Origin of the sequence: Bacteroides sp. AF20-13LB (assembly GCF_003603065.1) — a bacterium.
Taxonomy (GTDB): domain Bacteria; phylum Bacteroidota; class Bacteroidia; order Bacteroidales; family Bacteroidaceae; genus Bacteroides; species Bacteroides uniformis.
In genome coordinates this window covers 89,042-115,193 of the sequence record NZ_QTMH01000003.1, presented here as the reverse complement: position 1 = coordinate 115,193, position 26,152 = coordinate 89,042, and the positions used below count along the sequence as shown (strand labels likewise).

22 protein-coding genes are annotated in these 26,152 nt (G+C 49.8%); 16 read left to right on the top strand and 6 right to left on the bottom strand.

What is annotated here, in order from left to right:
* Position 1 precedes the first annotated feature (1 nt).
* The 3 genes from DWX62_RS04095 to uxuA all read left to right on the top strand — a co-directional run bounded on the left by DWX62_RS04095 (position 2) and on the right by uxuA (position 3,376).
* Positions 2–1,234, top strand: a complete 1,233-nt coding sequence (locus DWX62_RS04095) for an alginate lyase family protein (protein ID WP_057281866.1) — start codon at positions 2–4, stop codon at positions 1,232–1,234.
* Positions 1,235–1,356: 122 nt separating this feature from the next.
* Positions 1,357–2,169 (top strand): SDR family oxidoreductase, encoded by an 813-nt coding sequence (locus tag DWX62_RS04090; protein WP_057254023.1) that lies wholly within the window; start codon positions 1,357–1,359, stop codon positions 2,167–2,169.
* Between the two features lie 34 nt (positions 2,170–2,203).
* Positions 2,204–3,376 (top strand): mannonate dehydratase, encoded by a 1,173-nt coding sequence (gene uxuA, locus DWX62_RS04085; protein ID WP_005826068.1) that lies wholly within the window; start codon positions 2,204–2,206, stop codon positions 3,374–3,376.
* 134 nt (positions 3,377–3,510) lie between these two features.
* Here the strand turns inward: uxuA and DWX62_RS04080 are convergent, their stop codons facing one another.
* The 4 genes from DWX62_RS04080 to DWX62_RS04065 form a co-directional block, all read right to left on the bottom strand.
* Positions 3,511–4,176: an MIP family channel protein gene (locus tag DWX62_RS04080; RefSeq protein ID WP_085931073.1), complete on the bottom strand. Its 666-nt coding sequence runs from the start codon at positions 4,174–4,176 to the stop codon at positions 3,511–3,513.
* Between the two features lie 258 nt (positions 4,177–4,434).
* A complete protein-coding gene (locus tag DWX62_RS04075; RefSeq protein ID WP_009037433.1) occupies positions 4,435–6,660 on the bottom strand; it encodes a glycoside hydrolase family 3 C-terminal domain-containing protein in 2,226 nt (741 codons plus the stop codon).
* Between the two features lie 360 nt (positions 6,661–7,020).
* Positions 7,021–8,271, bottom strand: coding sequence for a glycoside hydrolase family 5 protein (locus tag DWX62_RS04070; RefSeq protein WP_034525477.1), 1,251 nt, complete (start codon positions 8,269–8,271; stop codon positions 7,021–7,023).
* A 205-nt stretch (positions 8,272–8,476) separates the two neighbouring features.
* Complete coding sequence (locus DWX62_RS04065; protein WP_120172603.1) at positions 8,477–10,120, bottom strand: DUF6377 domain-containing protein; 1,644 nt, start codon at positions 10,118–10,120, stop codon at positions 8,477–8,479.
* 55 nt (positions 10,121–10,175) lie between these two features.
* Between DWX62_RS04065 and DWX62_RS04060 the strand changes: the two genes are divergently transcribed.
* The 3 genes from DWX62_RS04060 (at position 10,176) to DWX62_RS04050 (ending at position 12,942) form a co-directional block, all read left to right on the top strand.
* Positions 10,176–11,360, top strand: a complete 1,185-nt coding sequence (locus DWX62_RS04060) for a DUF5009 domain-containing protein (RefSeq protein WP_118274220.1) — start codon at positions 10,176–10,178, stop codon at positions 11,358–11,360.
* Positions 11,360–11,947 (top strand): epoxyqueuosine reductase QueH, encoded by a 588-nt coding sequence (locus DWX62_RS04055; RefSeq protein WP_008662117.1) that lies wholly within the window; start codon positions 11,360–11,362, stop codon positions 11,945–11,947. Before DWX62_RS04060 ends, DWX62_RS04055 begins: the two co-directional genes overlap by 1 nt.
* An 89-nt stretch (positions 11,948–12,036) precedes the next feature.
* Positions 12,037–12,942 carry an alkaline phosphatase gene (locus DWX62_RS04050; protein ID WP_008662118.1) on the top strand — a complete coding sequence of 302 codons (906 nt, stop codon included), beginning with the start codon at positions 12,037–12,039 and terminating at the stop codon, positions 12,940–12,942.
* Between the two features lie 9 nt (positions 12,943–12,951).
* Here the strand turns inward: DWX62_RS04050 and DWX62_RS04045 are convergent, their stop codons facing one another.
* Positions 12,952–14,199 carry a pitrilysin family protein gene (locus DWX62_RS04045; protein WP_117878315.1) on the bottom strand — a complete coding sequence of 416 codons (1,248 nt, stop codon included), beginning with the start codon at positions 14,197–14,199 and terminating at the stop codon, positions 12,952–12,954.
* A 123-nt stretch (positions 14,200–14,322) separates the two neighbouring features.
* Here DWX62_RS04045 and DWX62_RS04040 point away from each other — a divergent pair, with 123 nt between their 5' ends.
* The 7 genes from DWX62_RS04040 to DWX62_RS04010 all read left to right on the top strand — a co-directional run bounded on the left by DWX62_RS04040 (position 14,323) and on the right by DWX62_RS04010 (position 21,967).
* Positions 14,323–14,928 (top strand): SIS domain-containing protein, encoded by a 606-nt coding sequence (locus DWX62_RS04040; protein WP_005826081.1) that lies wholly within the window; start codon positions 14,323–14,325, stop codon positions 14,926–14,928.
* A complete protein-coding gene (locus DWX62_RS04035) occupies positions 14,916–15,845 on the top strand; it encodes a carbohydrate kinase (protein WP_005833892.1) in 930 nt (309 codons plus the stop codon). Before DWX62_RS04040 ends, DWX62_RS04035 begins: the two co-directional genes overlap by 13 nt.
* Positions 15,846–16,008: 163 nt before the next feature.
* Positions 16,009–17,391: a hypothetical protein gene (locus DWX62_RS04030; RefSeq protein WP_117878319.1), complete on the top strand. Its 1,383-nt coding sequence runs from the start codon at positions 16,009–16,011 to the stop codon at positions 17,389–17,391.
* Positions 17,388–18,005, top strand: a complete 618-nt coding sequence (locus DWX62_RS04025; protein WP_117878322.1) for a DUF5043 domain-containing protein — start codon at positions 17,388–17,390, stop codon at positions 18,003–18,005. Before DWX62_RS04030 ends, DWX62_RS04025 begins: the two co-directional genes overlap by 4 nt.
* Positions 18,006–18,041: 36 nt before the next feature.
* A complete protein-coding gene (locus DWX62_RS04020; RefSeq protein ID WP_117878324.1) occupies positions 18,042–18,656 on the top strand; it encodes a DUF5043 domain-containing protein in 615 nt (204 codons plus the stop codon).
* A 149-nt stretch (positions 18,657–18,805) separates the two neighbouring features.
* The gene (locus DWX62_RS04015) at positions 18,806–19,870 is read left to right on the top strand and encodes a tyrosine-protein phosphatase (protein WP_117878326.1); all 1,065 of its coding nucleotides are present in this window, start codon (positions 18,806–18,808) and stop codon (positions 19,868–19,870) included.
* 144 nt (positions 19,871–20,014) lie between these two features.
* On the top strand, positions 20,015–21,967 hold the full coding sequence (locus tag DWX62_RS04010) for a DEAD/DEAH box helicase (RefSeq protein WP_009037442.1): 1,953 nt from the start codon (positions 20,015–20,017) through the stop codon (positions 21,965–21,967).
* A gap of 89 nt (positions 21,968–22,056) precedes the next feature.
* On the opposite strand, the gene DWX62_RS04005 is transcribed toward DWX62_RS04010, so the two are convergent.
* On the bottom strand, positions 22,057–22,545 hold the full coding sequence (locus tag DWX62_RS04005; RefSeq protein ID WP_005826103.1) for a Dps family protein: 489 nt from the start codon (positions 22,543–22,545) through the stop codon (positions 22,057–22,059).
* 140 nt (positions 22,546–22,685) lie between these two features.
* Between DWX62_RS04005 and DWX62_RS04000 the strand changes: the two genes are divergently transcribed.
* From DWX62_RS04000 to ahpF, 3 genes are all read left to right on the top strand, one after another.
* A complete protein-coding gene (locus tag DWX62_RS04000) occupies positions 22,686–23,612 on the top strand; it encodes a hydrogen peroxide-inducible genes activator (RefSeq protein WP_005826104.1) in 927 nt (308 codons plus the stop codon).
* A 195-nt stretch (positions 23,613–23,807) separates the two neighbouring features.
* Positions 23,808–24,374, top strand: coding sequence for an alkyl hydroperoxide reductase subunit C (gene ahpC / locus DWX62_RS03995; RefSeq protein ID WP_005826106.1), 567 nt, complete (start codon positions 23,808–23,810; stop codon positions 24,372–24,374).
* A gap of 213 nt (positions 24,375–24,587) precedes the next feature.
* The gene (gene ahpF / locus DWX62_RS03990; protein WP_117588616.1) at positions 24,588–26,147 is read left to right on the top strand and encodes an alkyl hydroperoxide reductase subunit F; all 1,560 of its coding nucleotides are present in this window, start codon (positions 24,588–24,590) and stop codon (positions 26,145–26,147) included.
* The last annotated feature ends 5 nt before the right edge of the window (positions 26,148–26,152 follow it).

The window sequence follows — 26,152 nt, the reverse complement described above, 5'->3', positions numbered from 1 at the left end:
CATGAAACCGAAAGCAACAATACAATGGACGCTTGCCTTCCTGCTCCTGGCATCTTGTATGCAAGCACAATCCATTTGGAACACAGCACACCTCGCAAATGTAAAACACTCTATTCACGAGCCTTTCTATGCCACAACTTACGAGACATTGAAAACGGAAGCGGACAAGCTATTGGACTCTCAAGCCCTTTCTGTCATGATGAAAGAAAAAACACCTGCCAGCGGTGACAAGCATGACTATATGAGCCAAGCCCGATACTATTGGCCCGACCCGACAAAGCCAAACGGCCTGCCTTACATCAACCGCGACGGCGTATCCAATCCTGAACTGAACAAACTAGACCGTAATCGGTTGGGAACAACAGCCGGCCGCATCACTACCCTGGCTCTGGTCTGGTACTTCAGCGGAGAAGAGCAGTATGCCCGGAAAGCCACAGAACTTATCCGCGTATGGTTTCTGAACAAAGACACCCGAATGAACCCCAACCTGGAATATGCACAAATGATACCGGGACACAATAACGACAAAGGTCGCTGCTATGGGCTGATAGACACCTACTCCTTCATAGAAATGCTGGATGCTGTGGCACTGCTAGAACAGTCAAAAGCATTTACTACCCAGGACAGCAAACAACTGAAGAAATGGTTTTCCAAACTGACCGACTGGATGCTCGCCAGTCCGCAAGGTAAGGAAGAAGCAGCCAGTGCCAACAACCACAGCGTAGCCTACGATGCCCAAATCATAGCTTTCGCCCTCTATACCGGTAACAAGAAACTGGCGCAGGAAATCATCAATGACTTCCCCCAAAAACGTATCTTCCCCCAGATAGCTCCTGACGGACGACAACCGCACGAACTGCAACGTACCCTTGCCTTCCACTACTCACAGTACAACCTGACCCACTTTATTGACATCATGCTGATGGCAAAAAATCTTGGAATCAAGCTGGATGACATCACCTCTACCGATGGACGTAACTTCTACAAAGCCATGGATTTCCTGGCTTCCTACGTCGGAAAGGGCCTCAGTGAATGGCCCTACCAGCAGATAAGCGGCTGGGAAAGCTCGATACAGAATTTCTGCAAAGACCTCTACCGTACTGCCGTCTACCTGAATCCTGCACGCAAAGACTACCTGAATCTTTATTATGCCCACCGTATCCTAAAACCGCATGACAACTTCAATCTACTGTATATACAAGCCACGGCATTGGACAACCCGATAAGGAAATAGCACTTTCTTCCGGACAACAAATGCATCTTTTTTGTATGATTGTTAGTCAGTGCAACAGATTATTCCGTATTTTTGCAACGCTAATCAAATAAAACACAACGTAATTTTTAAATGAACGAATCATGAAAAACTTATTTAACATTAAAGACAAAGTAGTGGTCATAACCGGCGGAACAGGAGTATTGGGGAAAGCCATCGCCTTTCATCTGGCAGAAGAAGGTGCAAAGGTCGTCATTTTGGGACGCAAGGCAGAAATAGGGGACGCCATTGCCGGAGAAATCAAGGCAAACGGTGGAGAAGCCATGTTCCTGACAACCGACGTGATGAACCGTGAACTGCTGGAACAGAACTTGGCTGACATCCTGAAAGCCTATGGCCGCATAGATGCCCTGCTGAATGCAGCCGGCGGAAATATGCCGGGTGCCACCATCGCGCCCACGGGCACTTTCTTCGATTTGAAGATAGAAGAGTTCCAACGGGTGCTTGAATTAAACCTGACCGGTACCGTACTGCCTACACAAGTCTTCCTCAAACCGATGGTGGAACAGAAGACAGGCGCTATTGTCAACTTCTCCAGCATGGCTGCTTTCCGCCCCATGACGCGTGTAGCCGGATATGCTGCCGCAAAAGCCGGTATCTCCAATTTCACAGCCTTCATGGCTACGGAAGTTGCCAAGAAGTTTGGTGAAGGTATTCGTGTAAATGCCATCGCACCCGGATTTTTCCTCACAGAGCAGAACCGTGCCCTGCTGACGAACCCGGATGGAAGCTACACGGAACGTGGGCAAGATGTGATTCGCCAAACTCCCTTCGGACGTATGGGCCGTGCAGAAGAGCTTTGCGGAACCATCCAATACCTCATCAGCGATGCTTCCAGCTTTGTCACCGGTACGGTGGCTGTAGTGGACGGAGGGTTCAACGCATTCGCCATGTAAATAGTAAATTGCAAATCATCAAACAATAAATAACATGATTCTTTGTGAACAAACCTGGCGCTGGTACGGTCCCAACGACCCGGTAAGCCTTTGGGACATCAAACAAGCCGGGGCTACCGGCATTGTAAACGCCTTGCATCATATTCCAAACGGGGAAATATGGACAGTAGAGGAAATCAAGAAACGGAAAGAAATGATTGAAGCCGTCGGTCTGCGCTGGTCTGTAGTAGAAAGTGTACCCGTACACGAACATATCAAGACCCAAACCGGAGACTTCCAGAAGTATATCGACAACTATAAAGAGAGCTTGCGTAACCTGGGCAAATGCGGCATTCACATTGTCACCTACAACTTTATGCCCGTACTGGACTGGACACGTACCGACCTCGCCTACGAACTACCCGACGGCAGTCGTGCCCTCCGCTTTGAACGTGCCGCTTTCATCGCCTTCGACCTCTTCCTGCTACGTCGTCCCGGTGCAGAAGGCGAATACACCGATGAAGAAAAGGCCAAAGCCCGTGCCCGCTTCGAACAGATGACAGAGGCAGACAAACAACTGCTTGTACGCAACATGATTGCCGGACTTCCCGGCTCAGAAGAAAGCTTCACCCTGGAACAGTTCCAACAGGAACTGGACCGCTACAAGGGCATCACTCCGGAACGCCTGCGTGCCAACCTGATCTATTTCCTGCAAGAAATCACTCCGGTAGCCGACGAAGCAGGTGTCATGCTCGTTATCCATCCGGACGACCCACCGTGCTCCATCCTCGGCCTGCCACGCATCATGAGCTGTGCTGCCGATTTCCAGGCACTGATTGACGCTGTTCCCAACAAGAGCAACGGTCTTTGCCTCTGCACCGGTTCGCTCGGTGTAAGCAGCGCCAACGATTGTGCAGTCATCATGCAGCAATTTGCCGACCGCATCAACTTTGTCCATCTGCGCAGTACACAACGCGACGCCGAAGGCAATTTCTACGAAGCCAACCACCTGGAAGGAGACGTGGACATGTATCACGTGATGAAAGCCTTCCTTGAACTGCAACAACGCCGTGGTGTCTCTATCCCGATGCGACCCGACCACGGACACCAGATGGTAGACGACTTGAAGAAGAAAACCAATCCCGGCTATTCCTGTATCGGCCGTCTGCGCGGACTGGCAGAGCTTCGTGGACTGGAAATGGGTATAGCCAAATCGCTGTACGAATAAGGCACAAGATATAGCAAGCATAAGGAAAGAACAGGAAGCCCTCCGTCCGAAACTTTGAAGTTTCGGACGGAGGGCTTCCCTTTATAAGTTTTCTGCCATCAGCCGCCTCTTCTTAAGGCACTGTCTGCCGACATTTATTTACCTTCTTTTGCAGCAAGCACTTTCCATACAACGGCACTCAGCGCAGCACCCACAAACGGAGCTACAATGAACAGCCACAACTGAGAGAGAGCCTCGCCACCCTGGAACAGTGCCGGACCGATGCTACGGGCAGGATTGACAGAAGTTCCCGTAACAGGAATACAAACAATGTGCACTAATACCAACGTAAGACCAATGGCCAATCCTGCAAGATTACCCGCCCCCTTCTCGGAATCCGTAGAACCTAAGACAACCAGCACAAAGATAAACGTGAACACAGCCTCTGCAATGAATGCCTGCAACATCATTCCGTCAGCAAACCCATTGGAACCGGTAGCCGTAGGACCACCATGAGCGCCCGTAGACACCAATGCATAAAGAATGGCAGAACCGATAACCGCCCCGATAACCTGAAACACCATATACATGGCTGCATCTTTCCCGCTCATCCTGCCGGACAACAGAACGCCCAGGGTAATGGCAGGATTAATATGACAGCCCGAGATTCCTCCGATAGCGTATGCCATCGCCACAACGGACAAGCCGAAAGCAAAAGCCACTCCCAGCGTTCCGACACCTGCACTAACCGCCCCCGCCGCACTTCCGGCAAAGACAGCACTACCACATCCCATCAGGACAAGAACCATTGTCCCGATCATTTCTGTAAAAATAAATATAAAAGATGAAAATCTGCCCAAACACGGCGGTAAAAACTCACCCATTACTACAAAACATCACTGCTTTAACTCTAACATCCAGCATATCTGCATCTTCCTTAGCCAACCCGAAGAAACTCAGAAATATAAGAAAACATATTGGCTTGTAAAGAGTACAAAGAAAGGGTGCAACCTCACGGCCACACCCTCCATCTACACTATCTTTGATAATAACCTAAAAGGAAACTTTATTTTCCTACATCATTTCAATTCAAAAGGAACCGTTCCCTTCACATCGGCTGCCGAAGCTGCTATGACAGCCTCGAACTTGCCCGGCTCGGCCACCCAAGCGTGCTGGGTGTCATCGAAGAAGCTAAGAGCCTCCTTATCAATGGTAAATGTGACTTCCTTTGTTTCGCCCGGAGCCAGTTTCACCTTTTGGAAACCTTTCAGTTCCTTGACGGGACGAGGCAGAGAGGACTTCTTGTCACTGATGTACAGTTGGACAACTTCCTGCCCTTCGCGCGCTCCGGTATTCTTTACAGAAACCTTCACGGTCAGCGTACCGTCGGCCTGCATGGTCTTGCTGTCGGCCGTCGGCTTGCCATATTCGAAAGTGGTATAGCTCAAACCGTGGCCGAAGGGGAACAACGGTTTCACCTTCTTCTGCTTATCGGCCCAACGGTAGCCCACGAAGATGCTTTCATTATACTTGATGTCGATGATGTCCTTGCTCCGTTTGCCGGTATATTCGCCCAAGCTGTGGGCCGGGCAGTCCTCCAGCTTCACGGGGAAGGTGAACGGAAGCTTGCCGCTGGGATTGACATCACCCATGAGGATGGCGGCAAGGGAACTGCCGGCTTCGGAACCCAGATACCAGTCCTGCACGATGGCAGGCACCTCGTTCACCCACGGCATGGCAATGGCGTTGCCGGAGATGTTGACGACAATCAGATTCTTGTTCGCCTCGGCCAGTGCGGAGATAACGGCATCCTGACCGTAGGACAAGCCCAGACCCTTACGGTCGGAGTCCTCGCAGTCCTGGCCGTTGCTCTTGTTCAGGCCGCCGATGAAGATGACATAATCGGCATCCCGGGCCTCTTTCACGGCTTCAGCTATCAGCTCTTCGGGAGTACGGTCATCCTTCAGATTCTGTCCGGTCACCACCCCGTTGTATTCACCGCTTGCATCGCCCACGTAGCCACGGGCATAGACCACCTCGGCCTTGCCGGCCACACGCTGCTTGATGCCGTCCAACGGAGAGAGTTCGCGCTGTACCTTTAGGGAAGAACTACCACCGCCTACGGTCATCATCTTGATGGCATTCTCGCCCACTACAAGAATCTTTTTAGCCCGGTTCAGGTCTATCGGGAGCACATTGCCCTTGTTCTGCAACAGTACGATGCCCTCCTCACCGATGCGGCGGGCAGCCTCGTAATGTTCCGGAGAGAGCATGCTTCCCCACGGACGGTCGGGGTTCATCACCGTACGGAAGATAAGGCGCAGAATGCGGCGTACCTTGTCGTCCAGTTCCGTGGTACCTACCTTACCTTCGCGGATGAGGTTCAGATAGGGATTTGCCAGATAATAGTTATCGTATGCGTTGCTGGCACCGTTCGAGAGCCCGTTGGTCCAACTGCCGAATTCCATATCCAGCCCGTTGGTGATGGCTTGCCGGGTATCGTGCGTGCCGCCCCAGTCGGAAATGACTACGCCGTCGAATCCCCATTCGCCCTTCAATATATCGTTCAATGTGTATTGGTTGTGACAAAGATGTTGGCCTTTGTATAGGTTGTAGGCACCCATGATGCTCCACGCTCCGCCTTCCTGCACGGCCATCTTGAAAGCAGGCAGATAGATTTCATAAAGAGCACGGTCGTCCACGATGACGTTGGTGGTGTGGCGGTTCACTTCGTGGTTGTTCAAGGCGAAGTGTTTCACGCAGGCAGCCACGCCGTTCTGCTGCACGCCCCGGATATAGGGCGACACCATCTTTCCGGCCAGATAAGGGTCCTCACCCATATACTCGAAGTTGCGTCCGTTGAGCGGTGTGCGGTAGATATTGACACCGGGGCCCAGCAGGACGGACTTGTTGCGGTAGCGCGCCTCTTCACCGATGCTCTGTCCGTAAAGGAGAGACATTTCGGGGTTCCAGGTTGCCGCCAGACAGGTCAGGGCAGGGAAAGCCACGCAGGAGTCGTTGGTGCATCCGGCTTGTTCCCACTCGTCCCACAACACATCGGGACGTATGCCGTGGGGGCCGTCGTCCGTCCATACATCGGGAATGCCCAGACGGGGCACACCCGCACTGCTGAACTTGCTTTGCGCATGAGTCAACTTCACTTTCTCTTCCAGGGTCAGACGGCTCAAGGCGTCTTCCACTCTTTCTTCAATAGGTTTGCTTGCGTCCAGATAGACGGGCTTCTGCTGGGCCGAAAGAGGCAGCGCGACAGCGGCCAGAACCAAACCGAATAATACTTTTTTCATTGTTGTATAATTAAGTTGTTATATAAGTAAGCAATCATAATCAGTCCGTACCATTGATAATCTCCAACATACAAGGGAATATGACTTAGCCCTACCTACATAGGAACTGAAGTCCTTACACCCGTATAGTGAGTACCCATAACATCCGGATGTTGTTGTCCAAAACATCCCCATGTTTTACCCCAAAACACCCGGATGTTTTATCCCAATATATCCCCATGTTTTGCCCTAAAACATCCGGATGTTTTGGATGCTCAGTCCTATGGTGTGTACAGCTCAGTCCCTACCTCTTTCATACTAAGTCCCGGCATCTCATCCTCTGGGACTTGATACGTACTGTTTGCAGCGAGGCAGCACCCGCTACTTCATTCCCAATGACCGGATATAACCCTCCTGAACCACACAATTCTTCAGTTTGCATGCCTCGATAAAGTCCATCATCGCCTTGCGGGACATGGCCTGCGCGGGACGTGCCTCACGGATTTCCTTGTACGTGGCACGCGGTGCTTCGGAGAAATACACGATGTTTGCCCAGTTCTCCGGCGGAGTGATGCCGACGAAAGAAGAACCGTCCATCTTCTTGTAGGGCCAGAAGGTATAGCCGATGTTGTTCTCGCGCATCGTCTGGCAGAAAGCGGCCTGCCATTCGTCCGTATTGTGGCCTATCTCACCCATGTACATGGGCAGGTTCACACTGTCGCGGAAGTTGATAATCGTCTGGATGGCAGCTTGGGTAGGTTCGCCTCCGTAACGGTGGCAGGTGTACATTATCTTGTCGTCGAACTTGGAGTCCTTGAAAGGCTTGAAATTACCGTTCCATTGCGCACCGCCCAGCAGGATGATGTGGTTGCTGTCCACCTCGCGGATGGCGGCTACACCTTTCTTATATACATCTTCCAGCTTGCCGTTGAGTTCCTCCATGTTCTCGAAGTAAGGGGCAATGGGCTCGTTGAAGAGTTCGTAGCCGAGGATGACCGGTTCGTCCTTGTAGCGGTCGGCTATCCGGCGCCAGATGTCACAGTAGAGTTGCTGGCTGGCTTCGCTGTCGAACAGCCAGGGATAGCCGTAGCTGTCGTCGATGTTGTCGCCTGTCTGTCCGCCGGGAGCGTCGTGCATGTCGAGGATGAGGTACAAGTCCGATTCGCGGCACCACTCTACCAGGCTGTCCACGCGGGCAAATCCGTCCTGGGCGGCGGTCAGCCCCATATAGTCCTCGTCGGTAAACAGCTTGTAGTGGAAAGGCAGGCGGATGGTGTTGGCACCCTGCTCCTTGATGAAGCGGATGTCCTCGCGCGTTACATAATTGTCCTTGAATGCTTTCCAGAAGTCGGCCGTAAAGTCCGGTCCCACCAACTGGCAGAACATCTCATTGATGAAACGGCCGGAATTGGTCTTGTTGAACTTGAACATGTATCCTTCCGGATTCAGCCAGTTGCCCAGGTTGGTACCCATGATGAAGAGTTTGGTACCGTCGGGCTTTATCAAGTCCTGACCCTGAATGGTTACGAATGCATCCGAAGTTACTTCTTTTGTCGCTTGTTTCTCACCGCATCCCGCAAGGCCCAAAGAGAGCAGGGCGATGGTAATGCTTGTCGCTAATAAATGTTTCATGGCAATAATTTTGGTTATAGTATTAGTTGCGATATTCGCTTTTGCTTCCCCAAAGTTAGGAAAGATAAGAACACCTCGTACCGGCGAATCGGGAATAGGTGGAAGGAGTGAAGAAGCATGAACAAACAAACAACTAATAATCAGAAATATAATCAGAAGAAGAGAAAGGCAGAAAGTGGATTCAAAAAGCCGGTTTGACGTATTGTCAGCGTATCTGCATCAGCCGTATTTCAAAGTCCTCGCGCGAAATGCGGGCCTTGTTCTTCACCTTGGCACGGTAATTATAGATGGTGTTTACGGAATAACGGAGGAATTCTGCAATCTGCGAACTGTCGTCGATGCCCAGACGAATCAGGGCGAAAATGCGGAGTTCCGTATTCAGCAACTCGCCTTTACGGAGCACGATGCGTTCTTCGGGCTGCAGCAAGTCATTGAATTCATCGACAAAATCGGGGAAAAGGTGCAGGAAGGCAGTATCAAAGTTATCATAGAGTTCCTTCAGTCCGGCGTCCAGCACCTCACGGGAACGCACCATCTTCAGCAGCTCTTCCATCTGCCCGGCAGAGATTTTCTTGTTGACCATCCGCCGGTAGGCATCCAGCCGGTTGATATAAACGGAGCAGAGATTCATGAAACGGCCCACATACTCCTCCTTGATGTTGTTCGAGAGTTGCAGTTGCTCGTTGGCATGCTCCAGCTTGTTCCGTGCGGCAGAGAGCCGCTGCATCTGCCGGTAGATGAAGCCCACTGCCACCACCAGCAGCACAATCAAAGCGCTGATGAGCCAGAGGTACAGCCGGAGCCGGCCGTTCTGCTTCTCGCGCATGGCCTGATAAGTGAGGTCTATCAGTGAAAGGATGCCGGCAGTCTGGAGGCTGCGGCTACGGGCGTTGTATCGGTTGGTCTCGTCCCACGAGAAACGGATGTAACGGTAGGCATGCTCCACATCCCCTTCCTCATAAAGAAGTTCCGCCAGGTTCCAGAGTGAGGCATGGTCTGTGATGCTCAGGCGAATATCGGTCAGTGCAGACAAAGCCAGATAGCGCTTCTCCTCCTCCCGGTTCCCGAGCCGGCGGTAGAGCAATGAGCGCTGATAGGTCACCAGCGCATATTCGGGAGTATCGGGCTTGGCATGTGCCAGACGCGTATCATTGATGCTCAAGGCTTCGTCCGGATGGCCTGCAGCGGCCTCCCGCATCTCTCTCCGTTCCAGATATAGGGGGGATGAAGGCAGAAGTACCTGCATCAGAGAGTCGTCATAATGGGTGGCCAAAGCCTGATAATGCTTCTTGAAAGAATCGTCCAGCGTATAGAAACTCAGTTCTGTGTAAAGCTTATGACAGGCATTGTAATAGTCCGGCAGCAAATGGGCGGGAAGGGAGGCTTTGTCCGTCTGCCTCAAGAGTTCGGCAGCCTCCTCGTACATGCCTGCCGAAGCCAGCAGGTGGGCAAGCTCCAGCCTTGTCTCGGATGCCGCATCCTGCCGGTCGTAGCGCTCTGCCCAATCCAGATTGACACGAAGATAATGGATGGCCGAATCGCAGACATATGCCTTGTACTCCTTATAGATTTCCCCATTCCATCGAAAAAAAGAGATATTGGCGGTATCGGTATCCAGCACTTGGCGCTTCAGCCGGGCAATGCGTCCTTCACGCACGGCGACATAGTGCCGGTGCGCCTCGATAGCCTCATCCAAAGAGGACGTCAGCGCAGTAAAAGAGGGCGTGCCGGCAGCAAAAACCATACTTTGCCATACCACGACGGCAAGAAAACAAAAAGTGAACAATCTCCTTTCCATGACCATAAAGTTCATGCAAATATAGCAAGAAATCCTGCAAAGCAGTAGCATCAGAAAGAATAGTTTCCTATATTTGCGTTCTAAACCCCCAAACAAATTATCTATCATGAAAAGCTTAACACCCCAACGGATTGCCGCGGTAGACGTATTCCGCGCACTCACCATGTTCCTCATGCTCTTTGTCAACGACATTCCCGGACTGAAAAACGTCCCCCACTGGCTGATGCATGCCAGGATAGACGAAGACATGATGGGATTCTCCGACACCATCTTCCCTGCTTTCCTTTTCTGCATGGGCATGTCCGTATCCTTTGCCATACAAAACCGGTACAAAAAGGGAGACAACACCCTGCAAGTCGTGACCCATATCTTCTGGCGGACAGTGGCACTGATTGCCATGGGACTGTTTTCACTGAACAGCGGAGGCATCGAAGGCGGCCTCTCGCACCCATGGTTCTCCATCCTGATGGTCATCGGTTTCTTCCTCACCTGGGGGGTATATCCCAAAGCGGTAGGAACGAAAAAGGTCCTTTTCACCGCAATGAAAACAGCAGGCGTGCTTCTGCTTGCCTTCCTCGTCATCTACAAGGACATGAACGGGAAACCGTTCCAGATAAGCTGGTGGGGCATCCTCGGACTTATCGGCTGGACGTATGCGGTATGTGCAGGCATCTATCTATTCACTCGGGAGAACCTGCGGAAGAATGCCATTGCCTGGTTCGTGGTCGTATTGCTTGCCGTAGTCAGCCATTCCGACTTGATACCGGGAGAGTACGGCAGCCGGATTGTCCTGCTTCCCTTTATCCCGAGCGACTGGACGCTGCATGCCCTTGGTATGTCCGGCGTACTGACCTCCCTGCTCATGCAGCGCTATGCCGACCGGGAACGGCCGGGACGGTTCATCGGCATGCTCTGTGCCCTCGGCATAGGAATGCTTGTCCTTGCCCTCGTCTCACACCCGTTCTGGATTATATCCAAAATACAAGCCACACCGACATGGCTGTTCTACTGCCTCGCCATGTTCTTCCCCTTGTTCGGCTTCTTCTACTGGCTGACGGACGTGAAAGGCAAGACCAACTGGTTCGATATTATCAAACCCGCAGGCACGGCAACGCTGACCTGCTATATTATCCCTTACATCTGGTATGCTGTCCAGCAACTGCTGCATCTGCACTATCCCGAAGCATTGGGAAGCGGTGTACCGGGGCTGCTCAAGTCCCTCGTCTTCTCGCTTGTCATTGTGGGGCTGACCGGCCTGCTGGTGAAAGGCAAGATTAAACTGAAAGTATAATGTTGAAAGTCCAAACACCCAACGGTGAAGACAAGGTGCTGCTGCATTCGTGCTGCGCACCTTGCTCCTCTGCCATCATCGAGTGCATGCTGGAAAACGGCATACGCCCCACCGTATTCTACTGCAATCCCAACATCTATCCGCAGGCGGAATATGAGATAAGGAAAGAGGAGGCTATCCGCTTCGTAACCTCCAAAAACCTCGATTTCATCGACGCGGACTACGACTATGCACACTGGCTGCACACTATAAAAGGACTGGAAAACGAGCCGGAACGTGGCAGCCGATGCCTAAAGTGCTTCACACTGCGCCTGACAGAGACAGCCCGCTACGCCTCCGAGCATGGTTTCTCCGTATTCACCACTACCCTCGCCTCTTCGCGCTGGAAAAGCCTGGAGCAAATCAATGAAGCCGGACGCCGTGCCGCCGCGCTCTATCCGGATACCCTCTTCTGGGAACAGAATTGGCGGAAAGGCGGGCTCCAGGAGCGGCGCAACCAACTGCTGAAAGAGTATGACTTCTACAACCAGCAGTATTGCGGCTGTGAATTCAGCATGCAACGGTTGGAAAAGAACGAAACGATATAAAATCGGCTGGATTATGTACGATATCGTACTAAAACTAGGTACGTTTCCCGTAACTTTGTTTCATGTTAACAATAAGAACTAAAGAAAACATGAAGAAACTGACTTTTACATTATTCATCGCCCTAGCAGTGGCATGCCTCTTTTCAGTTCCCTGCAATGCCAAGGGAAAAGCAAAACACGTAGTTTTCATCGGTCTTGACGGCTGGGGTAGCTACAGTGTTCCCAAAGCAGACATCCCCCACATCAAGCAACTGATGGCAGACGGTTCTTATACATTAGAAAAACGGACTGTACTTCCCTCCTCCAGCGCCGTCAACTGGGCAAGCATGTTTATGGGGGCAGGTCCTGAATTGCACGGATATACGCAATGGGGCTCCAAGACTCCCGAGCTTCCGTCACGCGTACTGAACCAGCACGGCATATTTCCTACCATCTTCCAGCTGCTACGTGATGCCCGGCCGGAAGCGGAAATAGGCTGCCTGTATGAATGGGACGGTATCAAATACCTTGTAGACACTCTTGCCTTAAGCCACTATGCGCAAGCGCCCGACTACAACAAACATCCCGAAGCCTTATGCGGTATGGCAGAAAAGTATATCAAGGAGAAACAACCGACCCTTCTTGCCATTTGCTTTGACAACCCCGACCATGTAGGCCATCAAGCCGGACACAATACTCCTGAATATTACGCCAAACTGAAAGAACTCGACGGTTATGTGAGCCGCATCATCCAGGCCGTTACAGAGGCAGGCATGCTGAAAGAAACCATCTTCATCGTTACTGCCGACCACGGAGGCATTGAAAAAGGACATGGCGGCAAGACCATGCAGGAAATGCAGACTCCCTTCATCATCTCCGGAAAGAACATTAAGAAAGAAGGCGAATTCCATGAAAGCATGATGCAGTATGACGTTGCCTCCACCATTGCCCACATCTTCGGGCTGAAACAGCCACAAGTATGGATAGGACGTCCTATGTTGCAGGTTTTCAAATAAAAAAAGCGGTCAGCGATAAATGAGCGTCGAAAGATAGTCCTCGGCAAACATCTCGTTCGCCACCTCTAACAGAGCTTCCGAAGTGAGCTGTTCAATGCGATGGAACACGGCTTCGGAAGTTTCGCATTTATTATAATGCAGGAAAGTCTTTCCCATACCCAGCGCATTGTTCTCATTATTATCCGAAGCTACACCGATTTGCCCGATAAGCTGCTTCTTGGCGGCCGCAAGCTGCGAGGAAGTCATCCGGACATCACGCAAGCGTTTCAATTCCTTATATACCAGGCGGGTGCAGTAGTCCAAATCTGCAGGGTCGCAACCGAAGTAGATGCAGAAAGTTCCCGTATCGGTATAGGAAGTCAAGTTGGATTCTACGTTATAGACCAGCCCACGACGTTCACGGAGAGAGACGTTCAAGCGGCTGTTCATGCCCGGGCCACCCAAGACATTGTTCAGCAGGTAAAGTGCGGTGCGCTTGTCATCGTATGCATTATATCCCCGGCTGCCAATCATGACGTGTGCCTGGTGAGTATCCTTATGCACTACAAGATGCTCGGGTACATAGAGGGGAGGCGGAGTACGACCATAATGCACCGGTGTTGCCGGTATATCCGCCAGAAGTTTTTTTGCCATAAGCACAACTTTCTTGAAACTCAGATTACCCAGAACAAAGAAAACCATATTGTTGGGATGGTAGAAGTGGGCAGTGAATGCGGCAGCATCCTCACTGCGAAACTGCTTTAACTGCTCGGGATTGCCAAGAATGTTGCGTCCCAGGGGATGCCCCCTGAATATCAAGTCCTCAAAATCATCGAAGATTAGCTCGGAAGGATTGTCTTCGTAGGACTGTATCTCGTCGATAATCACCTCTGTCTCCTTCTCTATCTCACGTTGCGGAAAGGTGGAGTGGAATACAATATCCACCAGAAGTTCGAAGGCACGGCCGAAATGCTCGGTCAGGAAAGCAGAGTAAATCACCGTCTCTTCCTTGTTGGTGTAAGCGTTGAGGTCGCCGCCCACATTCTCCATGCGGTTCAGAATGTGCCATGCCTTGCGCTTGGCGGTACCTTTAAATATAAGGTGCTCCACAAAATGCGCCATACCCTGCTCGTTTTCAAGCTCGTCGCGCGTACCCGCATCTACGGCAAAACCACAATAAGCCACTTTGGAGGCTGAGGGTTCGTGAATGATGCGCATGCCATTGGGCAGAGTATATTGATTGAAAGTTGGCAGTAAATTTTCTTTTAAGTTCTTCATTCTGACGTTTCAAACTATTTGAGGCGACAAAAATACAATAAAACTTATTGCCGTTTATAGAAAATTGCAGATATTTGCAATTGCTATAATTTTAAGCACATTAATCAAATTAGCACATTAAGTATGATTGCATCCATTCAAGAGCTTTTGCAGAAAGAGGCACAAGCCGTACTGAACATTCCAGTGACGGACGCTTATGAAAGAGCTGTAGAACTCATCGTAGAACAAGTGCACCGCAAAAAAGGGAAACTGGTAACTTCGGGTATGGGCAAGGCCGGACAAATAGCCATGAACATCGCCACTACCTTCTGCTCCACCGGCATTCCTTCCGTTTTCCTGCACCCCAGCGAAGCACAGCATGGTGACCTCGGCATTCTTCAGGAGAACGACTTGTTGCTACTTATCTCCAATTCGGGCAAAACTCGCGAAATCGTGGAGCTGACACAGCTGGCACATAACCTGAACCCGGGACTGAAGTTCATCGTCATCACCGGAAACCCCGACAGCCCCCTGGCACACGAATCCAATGTATGCCTCAGCACCGGGAAACCGCAAGAAGTATGTGTACTGGGCATGACGCCTACGACTTCGACCACCGCCATGACCGTCATCGGCGACATCCTGGTGGTACAGACCATGAAAGAAACAGGATTCACCATTGAAGACTACTCCAAGCGCCATCACGGTGGTTACCTCGGAGAAAAATCAAGATCGCTATGCGTAAAGTAATAGGCATCGGAGAAACCATACTGGACATCATATTCCGTGGCGAACAGCCCACAGCAGCCGTTCCGGGTGGTTCGGTATTCAACGGCATCGTTTCACTGGGACGTATCGGTGTTCCCATCTGCTTTATCAGTGAAACGGGCAACGACCACGTGGGCAATATCATCCTCAACTTCATGCGCGAGAACAATATTCCCACAGACCATGTCAATGTGTTCCCCGACGGGAAGTCCCCCGTATCACTCGCTTTCCTGAACAACCGGAGCGATGCGGAATACATCTTCTACAAAGATTATCCCAAGCAGCGCCTGGACGTGGAATATCCGCAGATTCAGGAAGACGACATCGTAATCATAGGGTCGTACTATGCCCTGAATCCGGTACTGCGCGACAAAGTGGTGGAGCTACTGGAACGCGCACACGACATGCATGCCATTATCTACTACGATCCCAATTTCCGTTCGTCCCATAAAGAGGAGGCCATCAAGCTGGCTCCCACCATCATCGAGAATCTGGAATACGCCAACATTGTACGCGGCTCGCAAGAGGATTTCTTCTATATGTGGGGCCTGCAGGAGGCCGACAAGATATACAAAGACAAAGTAAAGTTCTACTGCCGCAACTTCCTCTGCACAGCCGGCGCGGAGCAGGTTTCATTGCGCACCGGCACGATTTCCAAGGAATATTCCATCCCCCCACTGGAGGCGGTCAGCACCATCGGTGCAGGAGACAACTTCAACGCAGGCATCATCTTCGGGCTGCTGAAACATAATGTACGCTACGAGGACCTCGATACCATGGACGAGGCTACTTGGGACCAAGTTATCCAATACGGCATTGAGTTTGCCGCCGAGGTATGCAAGAGTTTCAACAACTCCGTTTCAAAGGAATTTGCAGAAGCACGAAAATACCAGCCATAGACACCCTTACAAAAGGGTGTTCACCACAGATTACATGGCCTGAAAATCCATGCAATCTGTGGTAGAACAGCTTCCGGATTAACAAAATTCTCCCGCTTTTCCTTTCATTTCTGCTTTTTTTTTGCTTTATTTGTCTATCCTTTATACCTTAAGCATTCGCGCTATGAATACAAAAGGAAGCAGACAGCACTCTCCAACCCCTCCTAAGCAGAAATGGCAAAACATCTGCCTTGCCTTGTGCATTCTTTTAGGAATACTCGCCTCTTGCGAAACAGAAGAATCCTTCTATCAACCCCGATTCCCGGCAAACGATGTCCCGTTGACCCGGCAAGCGTTATTCAAGCCGGAAAACTTCTTTGCCTACACCGACTCTACCCTAAAAGCCGTGATTTCCGCACTACGCAGAGTGGAAGAAGAAAAGCATTTCACCGCTTCTTTCCTGTTGAAATACGGCATTCCTCTCTGGAACTTCACCTATAAATTGACTGGAGAAGAGACCTGTATCTTCGTTCCCCTCTACCGCCTTGACAAGCCACACTGCATCGATGCCATCTGGCTGTTGCACATCAAAGACGGATGGATGAAGTTTTTTCCATTGAAGCGTGATGACGAACTCATAAGAGAAAGCGACCAAGTGTTCATATTCGACTTGTTAAGCTATCTAGTATTTGGCGAAGAGAATGCGCAAGGACTCACATTCAAGCCTCATGCCCAGACCCGTTCGGTAATAACCGTCACCCAATGCTGGGATGTATATACCGGACCTAAAGACCAGCTGGAATACAGCTATACCAACTGCGTTAGTCATTCCTATTGGGTGGATGATGCCTTTATAAATAATAGCAACTGGAACAGTGGTGGAGGAGGAAGTGGCGATGTGTGGATTGGAGGAGGAAGTTCTGGAGGTTCCGGCTCTTCACCGGGTACTCCGGCAGGAAATATATTCAAGAAAGAAGCCGACCAAGACTCGCTTTTATGGGTAATCACCGAAAACATGACAGCCCGAATCATGGAAGACTGTTTGGGAGGAGACCTATACAGCCAACTGAAAGAGAAAGTCAAAAACAACAAAATCAATCTGGAATTCGATTTCGGCAAAGGGTATTCCTACAATTGGGAAGAGCATACCTTGCACATCGGATTGGAAGAATTGGAAGCAAACAACCTTCTGCATGAAATGTTCCATGTTTTCCAAACCGCGCAAGAGTCCATATCGTCGTTCAAAAGCTCTATGATGAACAGAGAGATAGAAGCGCATTACGCGCAATATCTTTTCTTACAAAGGAGCGTGGAGTGGACGGAACAGAAACAGAGGCAATATACAGAAAGCCAACGCTTAAGAGCGACAGCCTCGCTAGGAGAGTACGTAAATCAACAAGGGCATGTCAAGACTTCTTTCTTGGATTTCTTTGAAACCTATGTATCTAATAATGTTGTTAATGCTTTCCGTAAGGAAGGATACGAAGATTATCCATTCAAAGAGTATTCGGATATCACCAATATTTTTCCCAACATAAAATTAACAACTAAAAATTGTAACGAATGAAAAGACTATTATTTATTACACTGCTTATAGGATACATCTATCCTTGTGTAGCACAGGACAAACCTATCAGAACAGAAGAAACGCTCGAAGAAACAGTCATTTATAAAAAGACTACCACTTTTAGGGTGGATGGTTATACGTACCAATGCGATGTAGATGACGGCAGCCAGTTTGTGACTCTTCATAACAAAGAGAACAAGTTGACATACAAAGATATTGTATATAAAGCCACAGGAAAAATATACATCGGTAGCTGGAATGAAAAAAAAGTAATTGAATACGATAGCTTCATGAGTAAACAAGCAGACCGCATTGTGGACGAAGCTTTTACCAAAGCCATGGCAGATGAACTCGGAAAGCGTGAGTTCACAATAACCATGCTTCTCAGTCCGGATACGGGGAAAGTAATAGAAGTGAATTTCAATTTCACAACCTTTAGCCCATACGCCAGAGTGCCACTGCATGTCTATAGGGAAATCGAAGTAAAACTGAAAGAACAAATACACTTTAAACCCGGAGAAGTGGGAAAACAACTCAATTACATCATGCTATCATGGAGACAAAAACCTAAAGGGAAACTCCCCCCATTACCACCTCCCGGTTCGCTAATGTAAGCAACATACAAAATTAACAACTAAAAATTGTGACGAATGAAAAGACTATTGCTTATTACACTGCTTATAGGATACATCTACCCTTGTGTAGCACAGGACAAACCTATCAGAACAGAAGAATCACTTTGGGAAACTATTATTTATAAAAAGACTACTACTTTCGATGTAGACGGTTATACGTATCAATGCGATGTAGATGACGGTAGCCAATTTGTGACTCTTTATAATAAGGAGAACAAATTAACATACAAAGATATTGTATATAAAGCCACGGAAAAAGCATATATTGGTAGTTGGAACAGTAAGGTGGTTGAATACGATAGCTCCATGAGTTGGCAAGAAGACTTCATTGTAGACCAAGCATTCACCAAAGCCATGGCAGATGAAATTGGGAAAGATGAGTTATCAATAACCATGCTACTAAGCCCAGACACAGGAAAAGTAATCGAAGTATATTTCAATTTTACGACCTTTAATCCATACGCTAGAGTACCACTGTATGTCTATAGAGAAATCGAAGTAAAACTGAAAGAACAAATTCAATACAAACCAGGGGAAGTAGGAAAACAACTCAACCATATCATGTTGTCGTGGATGCAGAAACCCAAAGGAAAACTCCCCCCATTAAATCCTCCCGGTCCTCTGATGTAACATTGTAAACCAACCTGCCTATGCACGAAAGAATCTATAGCAGTTTTTTTAAAGTTCAAAAAAGAAATATAAAAGCTTGGCATTGCTGTTACCTTCTGTGGGTAAATTACATATATTTGTGACTGACGACATCAGAGAGGTTACGAATTATGTATAAGAACTTATTGAACTTGCTTGTTTTGGCAGTGCTGCTCCCTTCCTGCAGCGGCACTTCCCCTCACATTTCCGTTGTATGCGAAGAAAACAACGTGGGCAACTGCATTGTAAAATGGGAAATGGCCCCCCTCATCAAAGGAAATGTGAAGGTATATGCTTCGACCAATCCCGACCATATCCCCGAAGATGTTCCCGTTGCCGTCGCCAACATCTCCGACCTGAAGATGACTGTCATCACTACCGACCCTACACAACGATACTACTACACACTTGTATTCGCCGACAAATACCGGGTAAAGATTGCCACCCGCAACATCAACATCCCCGGCATACAGAACTTCCGGGACCTGGGAGGCTATTCCTCCTATCCCACCCAAAAGAAAGTGCATTGGGGCATGTTATATCGCTCTGCCGAAATAGACAAGCTGAAACCGTGTTCGCGCAAAGAGCTCAAGAACATAGGCATAAGGACCATCATCGACCTGCGTTCATCTGTCGAAGCGAACAGACAAAGCCCTTTGCAACAGGAATTCAAAGTGATCCATATCCCCATTCCTACCGGCGACATGGAGTATATCCTGAAAGGTGTGCAGGAACAGAAAATCAAGAGCGACACTGTCTACCGAATCGTGGAGCAGATGAACCGCGAGCTCATCAGCAACTACACCAAAGAATACCGCCGGATTTTCGATATTCTGCTGGACAAGAACAATTATCCCGTCGTTATCCATTGCTCGTCGGGCAAAGGGCGCACGGGCATCGTATCGGCACTTGTGCTTGCCTCCCTTGGAGTGGACGAAGACATCATCATGGAAGACTACCGCCTCAGCAACGACTACTTCAACATCCCGGCGGCCTCCCGATACGCCTACCAGCTTCCGGCACGCTCGCAAGAGGCCATCACCACCCTCTTCTCGGCACGCGAGGATTTCCTGAATGCCGCCATCGAAGAAATGGAACGAAGGTATGGAGATACCGACACCTACCTGCAAAGAGGCATCGGTCTGACAAAAGAAGAAAGAAAGAGACTGCAAGACATTCTTTTAACGGATAATTGACAATGGATAATGGATAATGAGTAGCCAATAAAAAACGATTTTATCATGTAATTGCATAATTATCAACCATCAATTATCAATTATCCATTGAAAAGCACTATCTTTGCGCCCGAAATATAAAGATAAAGATATACAGAAGATTTAATGAAGACATTTGAAGAGCTCGGTGTGTCGCCGGAGATACGCCGCGCCATCGAAGAAATGGGTTACGAGCAGCCCATGCCGGTACAAGAGGAAGTAATTCCCTACCTTTTAGGAGAAAACAATGATGTAGTAGCACTGGCACAAACAGGAACAGGAAAGACCGCAGCGTTCGGCCTGCCGCTCATACAGAAGATTAACGTCAACAACCGAATTCCCCAATCACTTATTCTCTGCCCCACCCGCGAACTTTGTTTGCAGATAGCAGGCGACTTGAACGATTATTCTAAATATACCGATGGCTTGCGAGTGTTGCCCGTATATGGAGGCTCGTCCATCGAAAGCCAGATACGCGCCCTGAAACGGGGTGTACACATCATCGTAGCCACACCGGGACGACTGCTGGACCTGATGGAACGCAAAACCGTGTCCCTCGCCACCATACAGAACGTGGTTATGGACGAAGCGGACGAAATGCTGAACATGGGATTCACAGACAGCATCAACGCCATTCTCGCCGATGTGCCGCAGGAGCGCAACACCTTGCTGTTCTCCGCTACCATGAGCCCGGAAATCGCACGCATCTCCAAGAAGTACCTGCGCGATGCCAAGGAAATCACCATCGGACGCAAAAATGAAAGCACCAGCAACGTGAAACACGTAGCCTTCTGTGTACATGCCAAAGACAAGTATGCTGCCCTGAAACGTATTGTGGACTACTATCCGCAGATATACGGCATCATCTTCTGCCGTACCCGCAAAGAAACGCAGGAAATAGCTGACAAGTTGATGCAGGAAGGCTATAATGCCGACTCGCTGCACGGCGAACTGAGTCAAGCGCAGCGTGACACCGTGATGCAAAAGTTCCGCATCCGCAACCTACAACTGCTGGTTGCCACGGACGTTGCCGCACGCGGCCTCGATGTGGACGACCTGACACACGTCATCAACTACGGATTGCCCGATGACACCGAGAGTTATACCCACCGCAGCGGCCGTACGGGACGTGCCGGCAAAACCGGGACTTCCATCGCCATCATCAACCTGCGAGAGAAAGGCAAAATGCGCGAGATTGAGCGCATCATCGGCAAGAAATTCATTGCAGGCGAAATGCCCACCGGCAAACAGATATGCGAAAAGCAACTGCTCAAAGTGATAGACGATCTTGAAAAGGTGAAAGTGAACGAGGAGGAAATCGCCGACTTTATGACCGACATCTACCGCAAGCTGGATTGGCTGAGCAAAGAGGACCTGATTAAACGCATGGTTTCGCATGAATTCAACCGTTTCCTGGATTACTATCGCGGCCGTGACGAGATAGAGACAGCAACCGGTAGTGAGCGTGGTGCAAGAAGTGGCGAGAGGGGCGACCGCAACGACCGTAGAAGCAGCCGCAAAGCAGAACCCGGCTTTACCCGCTTGTTCATCAACCTGGGTAAAATGGACAACTTCTTCCCCAACGAATTAATCAGCCTGCTGAACAACAATACACGTGGACGTGTAGAGCTGGGACGAATTGACCTGATGCAGAAGTTCTCCTTCTTCGAAGTGGAGGAAAAGGAAGCCACCAATGTAGTGAAGGCCCTGAACCGCGCCAGCTGGAACGGCCGTAAAGTATCCGTAGAGGTTGCTGGAGACGAGGGTAAGGAGGCTCCGAGGGGCAAACGTCCGGGTACAGCCGGAAGCCATGGGAAAAAAGAGTTTGACAGCAAGAAGCGCAGTTACAAGGAAGACGGCAAACGGAACGATGCCACCGGCAAACGCAGCGAAAAGGCCGAAAGTCCTGCAAACGACAAGAAGAAAGGCAAGCCCAGCCGCGAAGAGCGGGGTTACACCAAAGCCCGTGGCAAAAAGGATGACTGGAAACAGTTCTTCCAGGGCAACAATGACTTTAAGGATGCAGAGCCCGACTTCAGTGAAGAAGGGTGGGCAAGACGGACACCGAAGAAGAAGTGATATAAACTATAGAAAGATAATAGGGTGATAAAACCGGCAGCATCCGCTACCGTTTTATCACCCTATCCTTTTTCACGACTCTTTATCCTTTATTTCGTGCAGCTTTTCGTACTGAATGCAACGAGCATCCAAACCATTTTCTCCTGCTCTTTCAGGTAGCCGGTCATCAAATCTGCCGTCACGTCATCGCCAGCTTCATTTGCCAGTTCAATTACCTTTCTCTCTTCACCAATCAGGTAGCCGTAAGTCTCGAGGATATGGTCCACAGCCTCACTGCCGCAAGAGATGTCGGACACTTCCTTCACGTTGGCAACCTTCAGGTATTCACTGAACTTATTCTCGGGCACGCCACCCAGCATCAAGATGCGCTCTGCAATCTCGTCAATCTTCTCGGCGGTATCGTCATACATACTCTCGAACTTCTCGTGCAGCACAAAGAAGCCGTGTCCCTTGATGTTCCAGTGCATACCGCGCAAATTGGTGTAATGTACCTGGAAGTCGGCCAATAATTGGTGCAATGCTGATGCTACGCCAGCCACTTTCTTTTCATTCAAATGCAAGTAATCTAAAGTTTTCATAATTCTATTGTTTTAAATATTTATACTATTTTTCTTTTGGGTATTGCAAAGATAAGGGGTAAATCAAGGCTTGTCAAACAGATAATTTCTATCTTTGCATAGACGAACTCTATACATAACCTTCAAATGCCTTGTTCATCATGACTTTACAACAATTGGAATACATCCTTGCCGTCAACCAGTTCCGCCACTTTGCCAAAGCAGCCGAATATTGCCGCGTGACACAGCCCACCCTCAGTGCCATGATTCAGAAACTGGAAGAGGAACTGGACACCCGGATTTTTGACCGCAGCCAGCAGCCGGTATGCCCCACTCCCGTCGGTATCCACATCATAGAACAAGCACAGAATATATTGGTTCAAGCCAACCGTATAAAGAATATTATAGAAGAAGAAAAACACTCACTGACCGGCACCTTCAAGCTGGGTATACTTCCCACCGTAGCTCCTTACCTCCTGCCCCGTTTCTTTCCGCAGCTGATGAAGAAATACCCCGACCTCGACATCCGGGTAGTCGAAATGAAAACAAACGACATCAAGAAAGCCCTGCAGACGGGAGAAATAGATGCAGGTATCGTAGCGAGTCTGGCAGGTATGGAAGAGTTGCAGCAGACGCCGTTGTTCTATGAACAGTTCTTTGCCTACGTGTCGCGCGAAGACGCCCTCTTCAACAACGAGGTAATCCGTACTTCCGACCTGAACGGCGAACAGCTTTGGCTGCTCGACGAGGGCCATTGCTTCCGTGACCAGCTGGTGCGCTTCTGCCAGATGAAGTCGGCACGTGCCAGCCAGCTTGCCTATCACTTGGGCAGCATGGAGACCTTTATGCGCATGGTAGAAAGCGGCAAAGGCGTGACCTTCATCCCCGAACTGGCCGTTCTGCAACTGGGCGATGCCCAGAAAGAGCTGGTACGTTCCTTCGCCATCCCCTGCCCCACCCGCCAGGTCGTGCTGCTGACCAATAAGAACTTTATCCGCCACACGCTGCTCGAAGTGCTGGTTAAGGAGATAAAACTTTCCGTACCCAAGGAAATGCTCTCACTGAAAGCAACCCAAGCAGTCGTATAGATTTCATCTATCGCTCCATAAAATCTTTCAATCGGATTTTTTGTTCTATCGGGGAAAAATGCTATATTTTTGCAAACAGAAAAAGCGAAGGTCGGTTGCACCTCAGCATCATCAAGCAAACTGGCTTCTACATTCTGTCTGCACAATCTTCGCATTGGTAAAACAAAAAACTAAACCTATTAAAAGAGAAAAATTATGGAACCGATCATCAACTCACAACTCCCTGAATTCAAGGTTCAGGCTTTCCAAAACGGAAGTTTCAAAACAGTATCCCACGAAGACGTAAAAGGTAAATGGGCCATTTTCTTCTTCTATCCGGCAGACTTTACCTTCGTATGCCCTACCGAGCTGGTAGACATCGCAGAGAAATATGACCAATTCCAAGCAATGGGCGTAGAAGTATATTCTGTAAGCACAGACTCGCACTTTGTGCACAAGGCATGGCACGATGCTTCCGAAAGCATCCGCAAGATTAAGTACCCCATGCTTGCCGACCCCACAGGCGTGCTGAGCCGCGCATTCGGCGTGATGATTGAAGAGGAAGGCATGGCATATCGCGGCACATTCCTCGTAAATCCCGAGGGTAAAATCAAGATTGCCGAGATACAGGACAACAACATCGGACGCAATGCCGACGAGCTGCTGCGCAAGGTAGAAGCTGCACAGTTTGTTGCCACACACGATGGAGAAGTCTGCCCTGCCAAGTGGAAGAAAGGAGCGGAAACTTTGAAGCCGAGCATCGACCTTGTAGGAAAGATTTGATAAGTAATAGGAGGAGCGGGCGCTTTCACCATAGAAAGACGTCCGCTTTCCTTTAAGACGTCCGCAGTACTTGTACAGAAGTACTGTAGTACTTTCAAAGGAGTACCGCAGTACTTTCGAAGGAGTATTGGAGTACTTCCTCACAAGTTCTGCAACTACTCTATATCAAACATATTAAAAGACTATTTTCTCACCCCAAACACCCTATTAATCATGTTAGAAACAACTATATTAGACCAGGTGCGGAGCGTATTCCAGCATTTGGAAGCCCGCTACGTCTTTCACATCACCTATCATCCGGGTCACGAGCAGGCACAAGAGCTTATCGGATTCTTGAAGGATGTGGCAAGCTGTTCCGACAAGCTCTCCTGCCGGATGAGTGAGATAGAGAACCCCGTGTTGGAGTTCACATTGCTGAAAGACGATGTGGAAACCGGCATCAAGTTCCGCGGCATCCCCGGCGGACACGAGTTCACTTCCCTCCTGCTTGCCGTGCTGAATGCCGATGGAAAGGGGAAAAATCTGCCGGACGAAGCAATTCGTCGCCGCATCCGGGCGTTGCAAGGCGACATCAGCCTGCAAACGTATGTATCGCTTACTTGCACCAACTGTCCGGATGTGGTGCAGGCACTGAACATCATCGCATTGCTGAATCCGCACGTCACCCACGAGATGGTGGACGGGGCGCTTAATCAAGAGGAAGTAGATGCGCTGAAGATACAAGCCGTGCCGTCAGTCTACGCTAATGGCAAGCTGCTTCACGTAGGTCGCGGTTCTTTAGGAGAGCTTTTGCAGAAGCTGGAAGAAGCCTTCGGCAGTGCTCCGCAAGAGGACGAAGCGCCGATAGAGAGAGATTTCGACGTGCTGGTATTGGGCGGCGGACCAGCCGGAGCTTCCGCAGCCATCTACTCTGCACGCAAGGGCCTACGGGTGGCGATTGTTGCCGAGCGCATAGGCGGACAGGTAAAGGAGACGGTAGGCATAGAAAACCTTATCTCCGTGCCGCAGACTACTGGTGCAGAACTTGCCAACGCACTCCGCACACATATAGAGCACTATCCGATAGAGATTTTCGAGGAGCGTAAGATAGAGAAAGTAGAGTTGCAGGGAACGGAGAAAAGTGTCTCCACCGTAGGCGGCGAGATGTTCCATGCACCGGCGGTAATCATTGCCACAGGGGCAAGCTGGCGCAAACTGAATGTGGAGGGCGAAGCGGAATACATAGGACGCGGCGTGGCATTCTGTCCGCATTGCGACGGTCCGTTCTATCAAGGCAAGCATGTGGCGGTTATCGGTGGAGGTAACTCGGGGATTGAAGCTGCCATCGACCTGGCAGGCATCTGCCGGAAGGTAACGGTATTCGAATTTGCCGATACACTGAAAGCCGACCAAGTGCTGCAAGAGAAAGCCCAGAGCCTGCCGAATGTGGAAATCTTCACCTCGTCACAGACCGTAAAAGTCGATGGAAACGAGGAAAAAGTAACTTCTATCCGCATCAAGGACCGCCTTACCGGCGAGGAACGCGACTTCCCGTTAGACGGCATCTTCGTGCAAATCGGTTTGGCAGCCAACAGCGCTCCTTTCCGCAACAAGCTGGAAACGACTCCGACCGGGGAGATTAAGATTGACGCTTTCTGCCGTACCACACTTCCGGGGGTATATGCGGCAGGGGATGTATCGAATGTTCCCTACAAGCAGATAGTCATTGCCATGGGCGAAGGGGCAAAGGCAGCACTCTCGGCATTCGATGACCGTATCCGTGGAGTGATTTAGAAAAT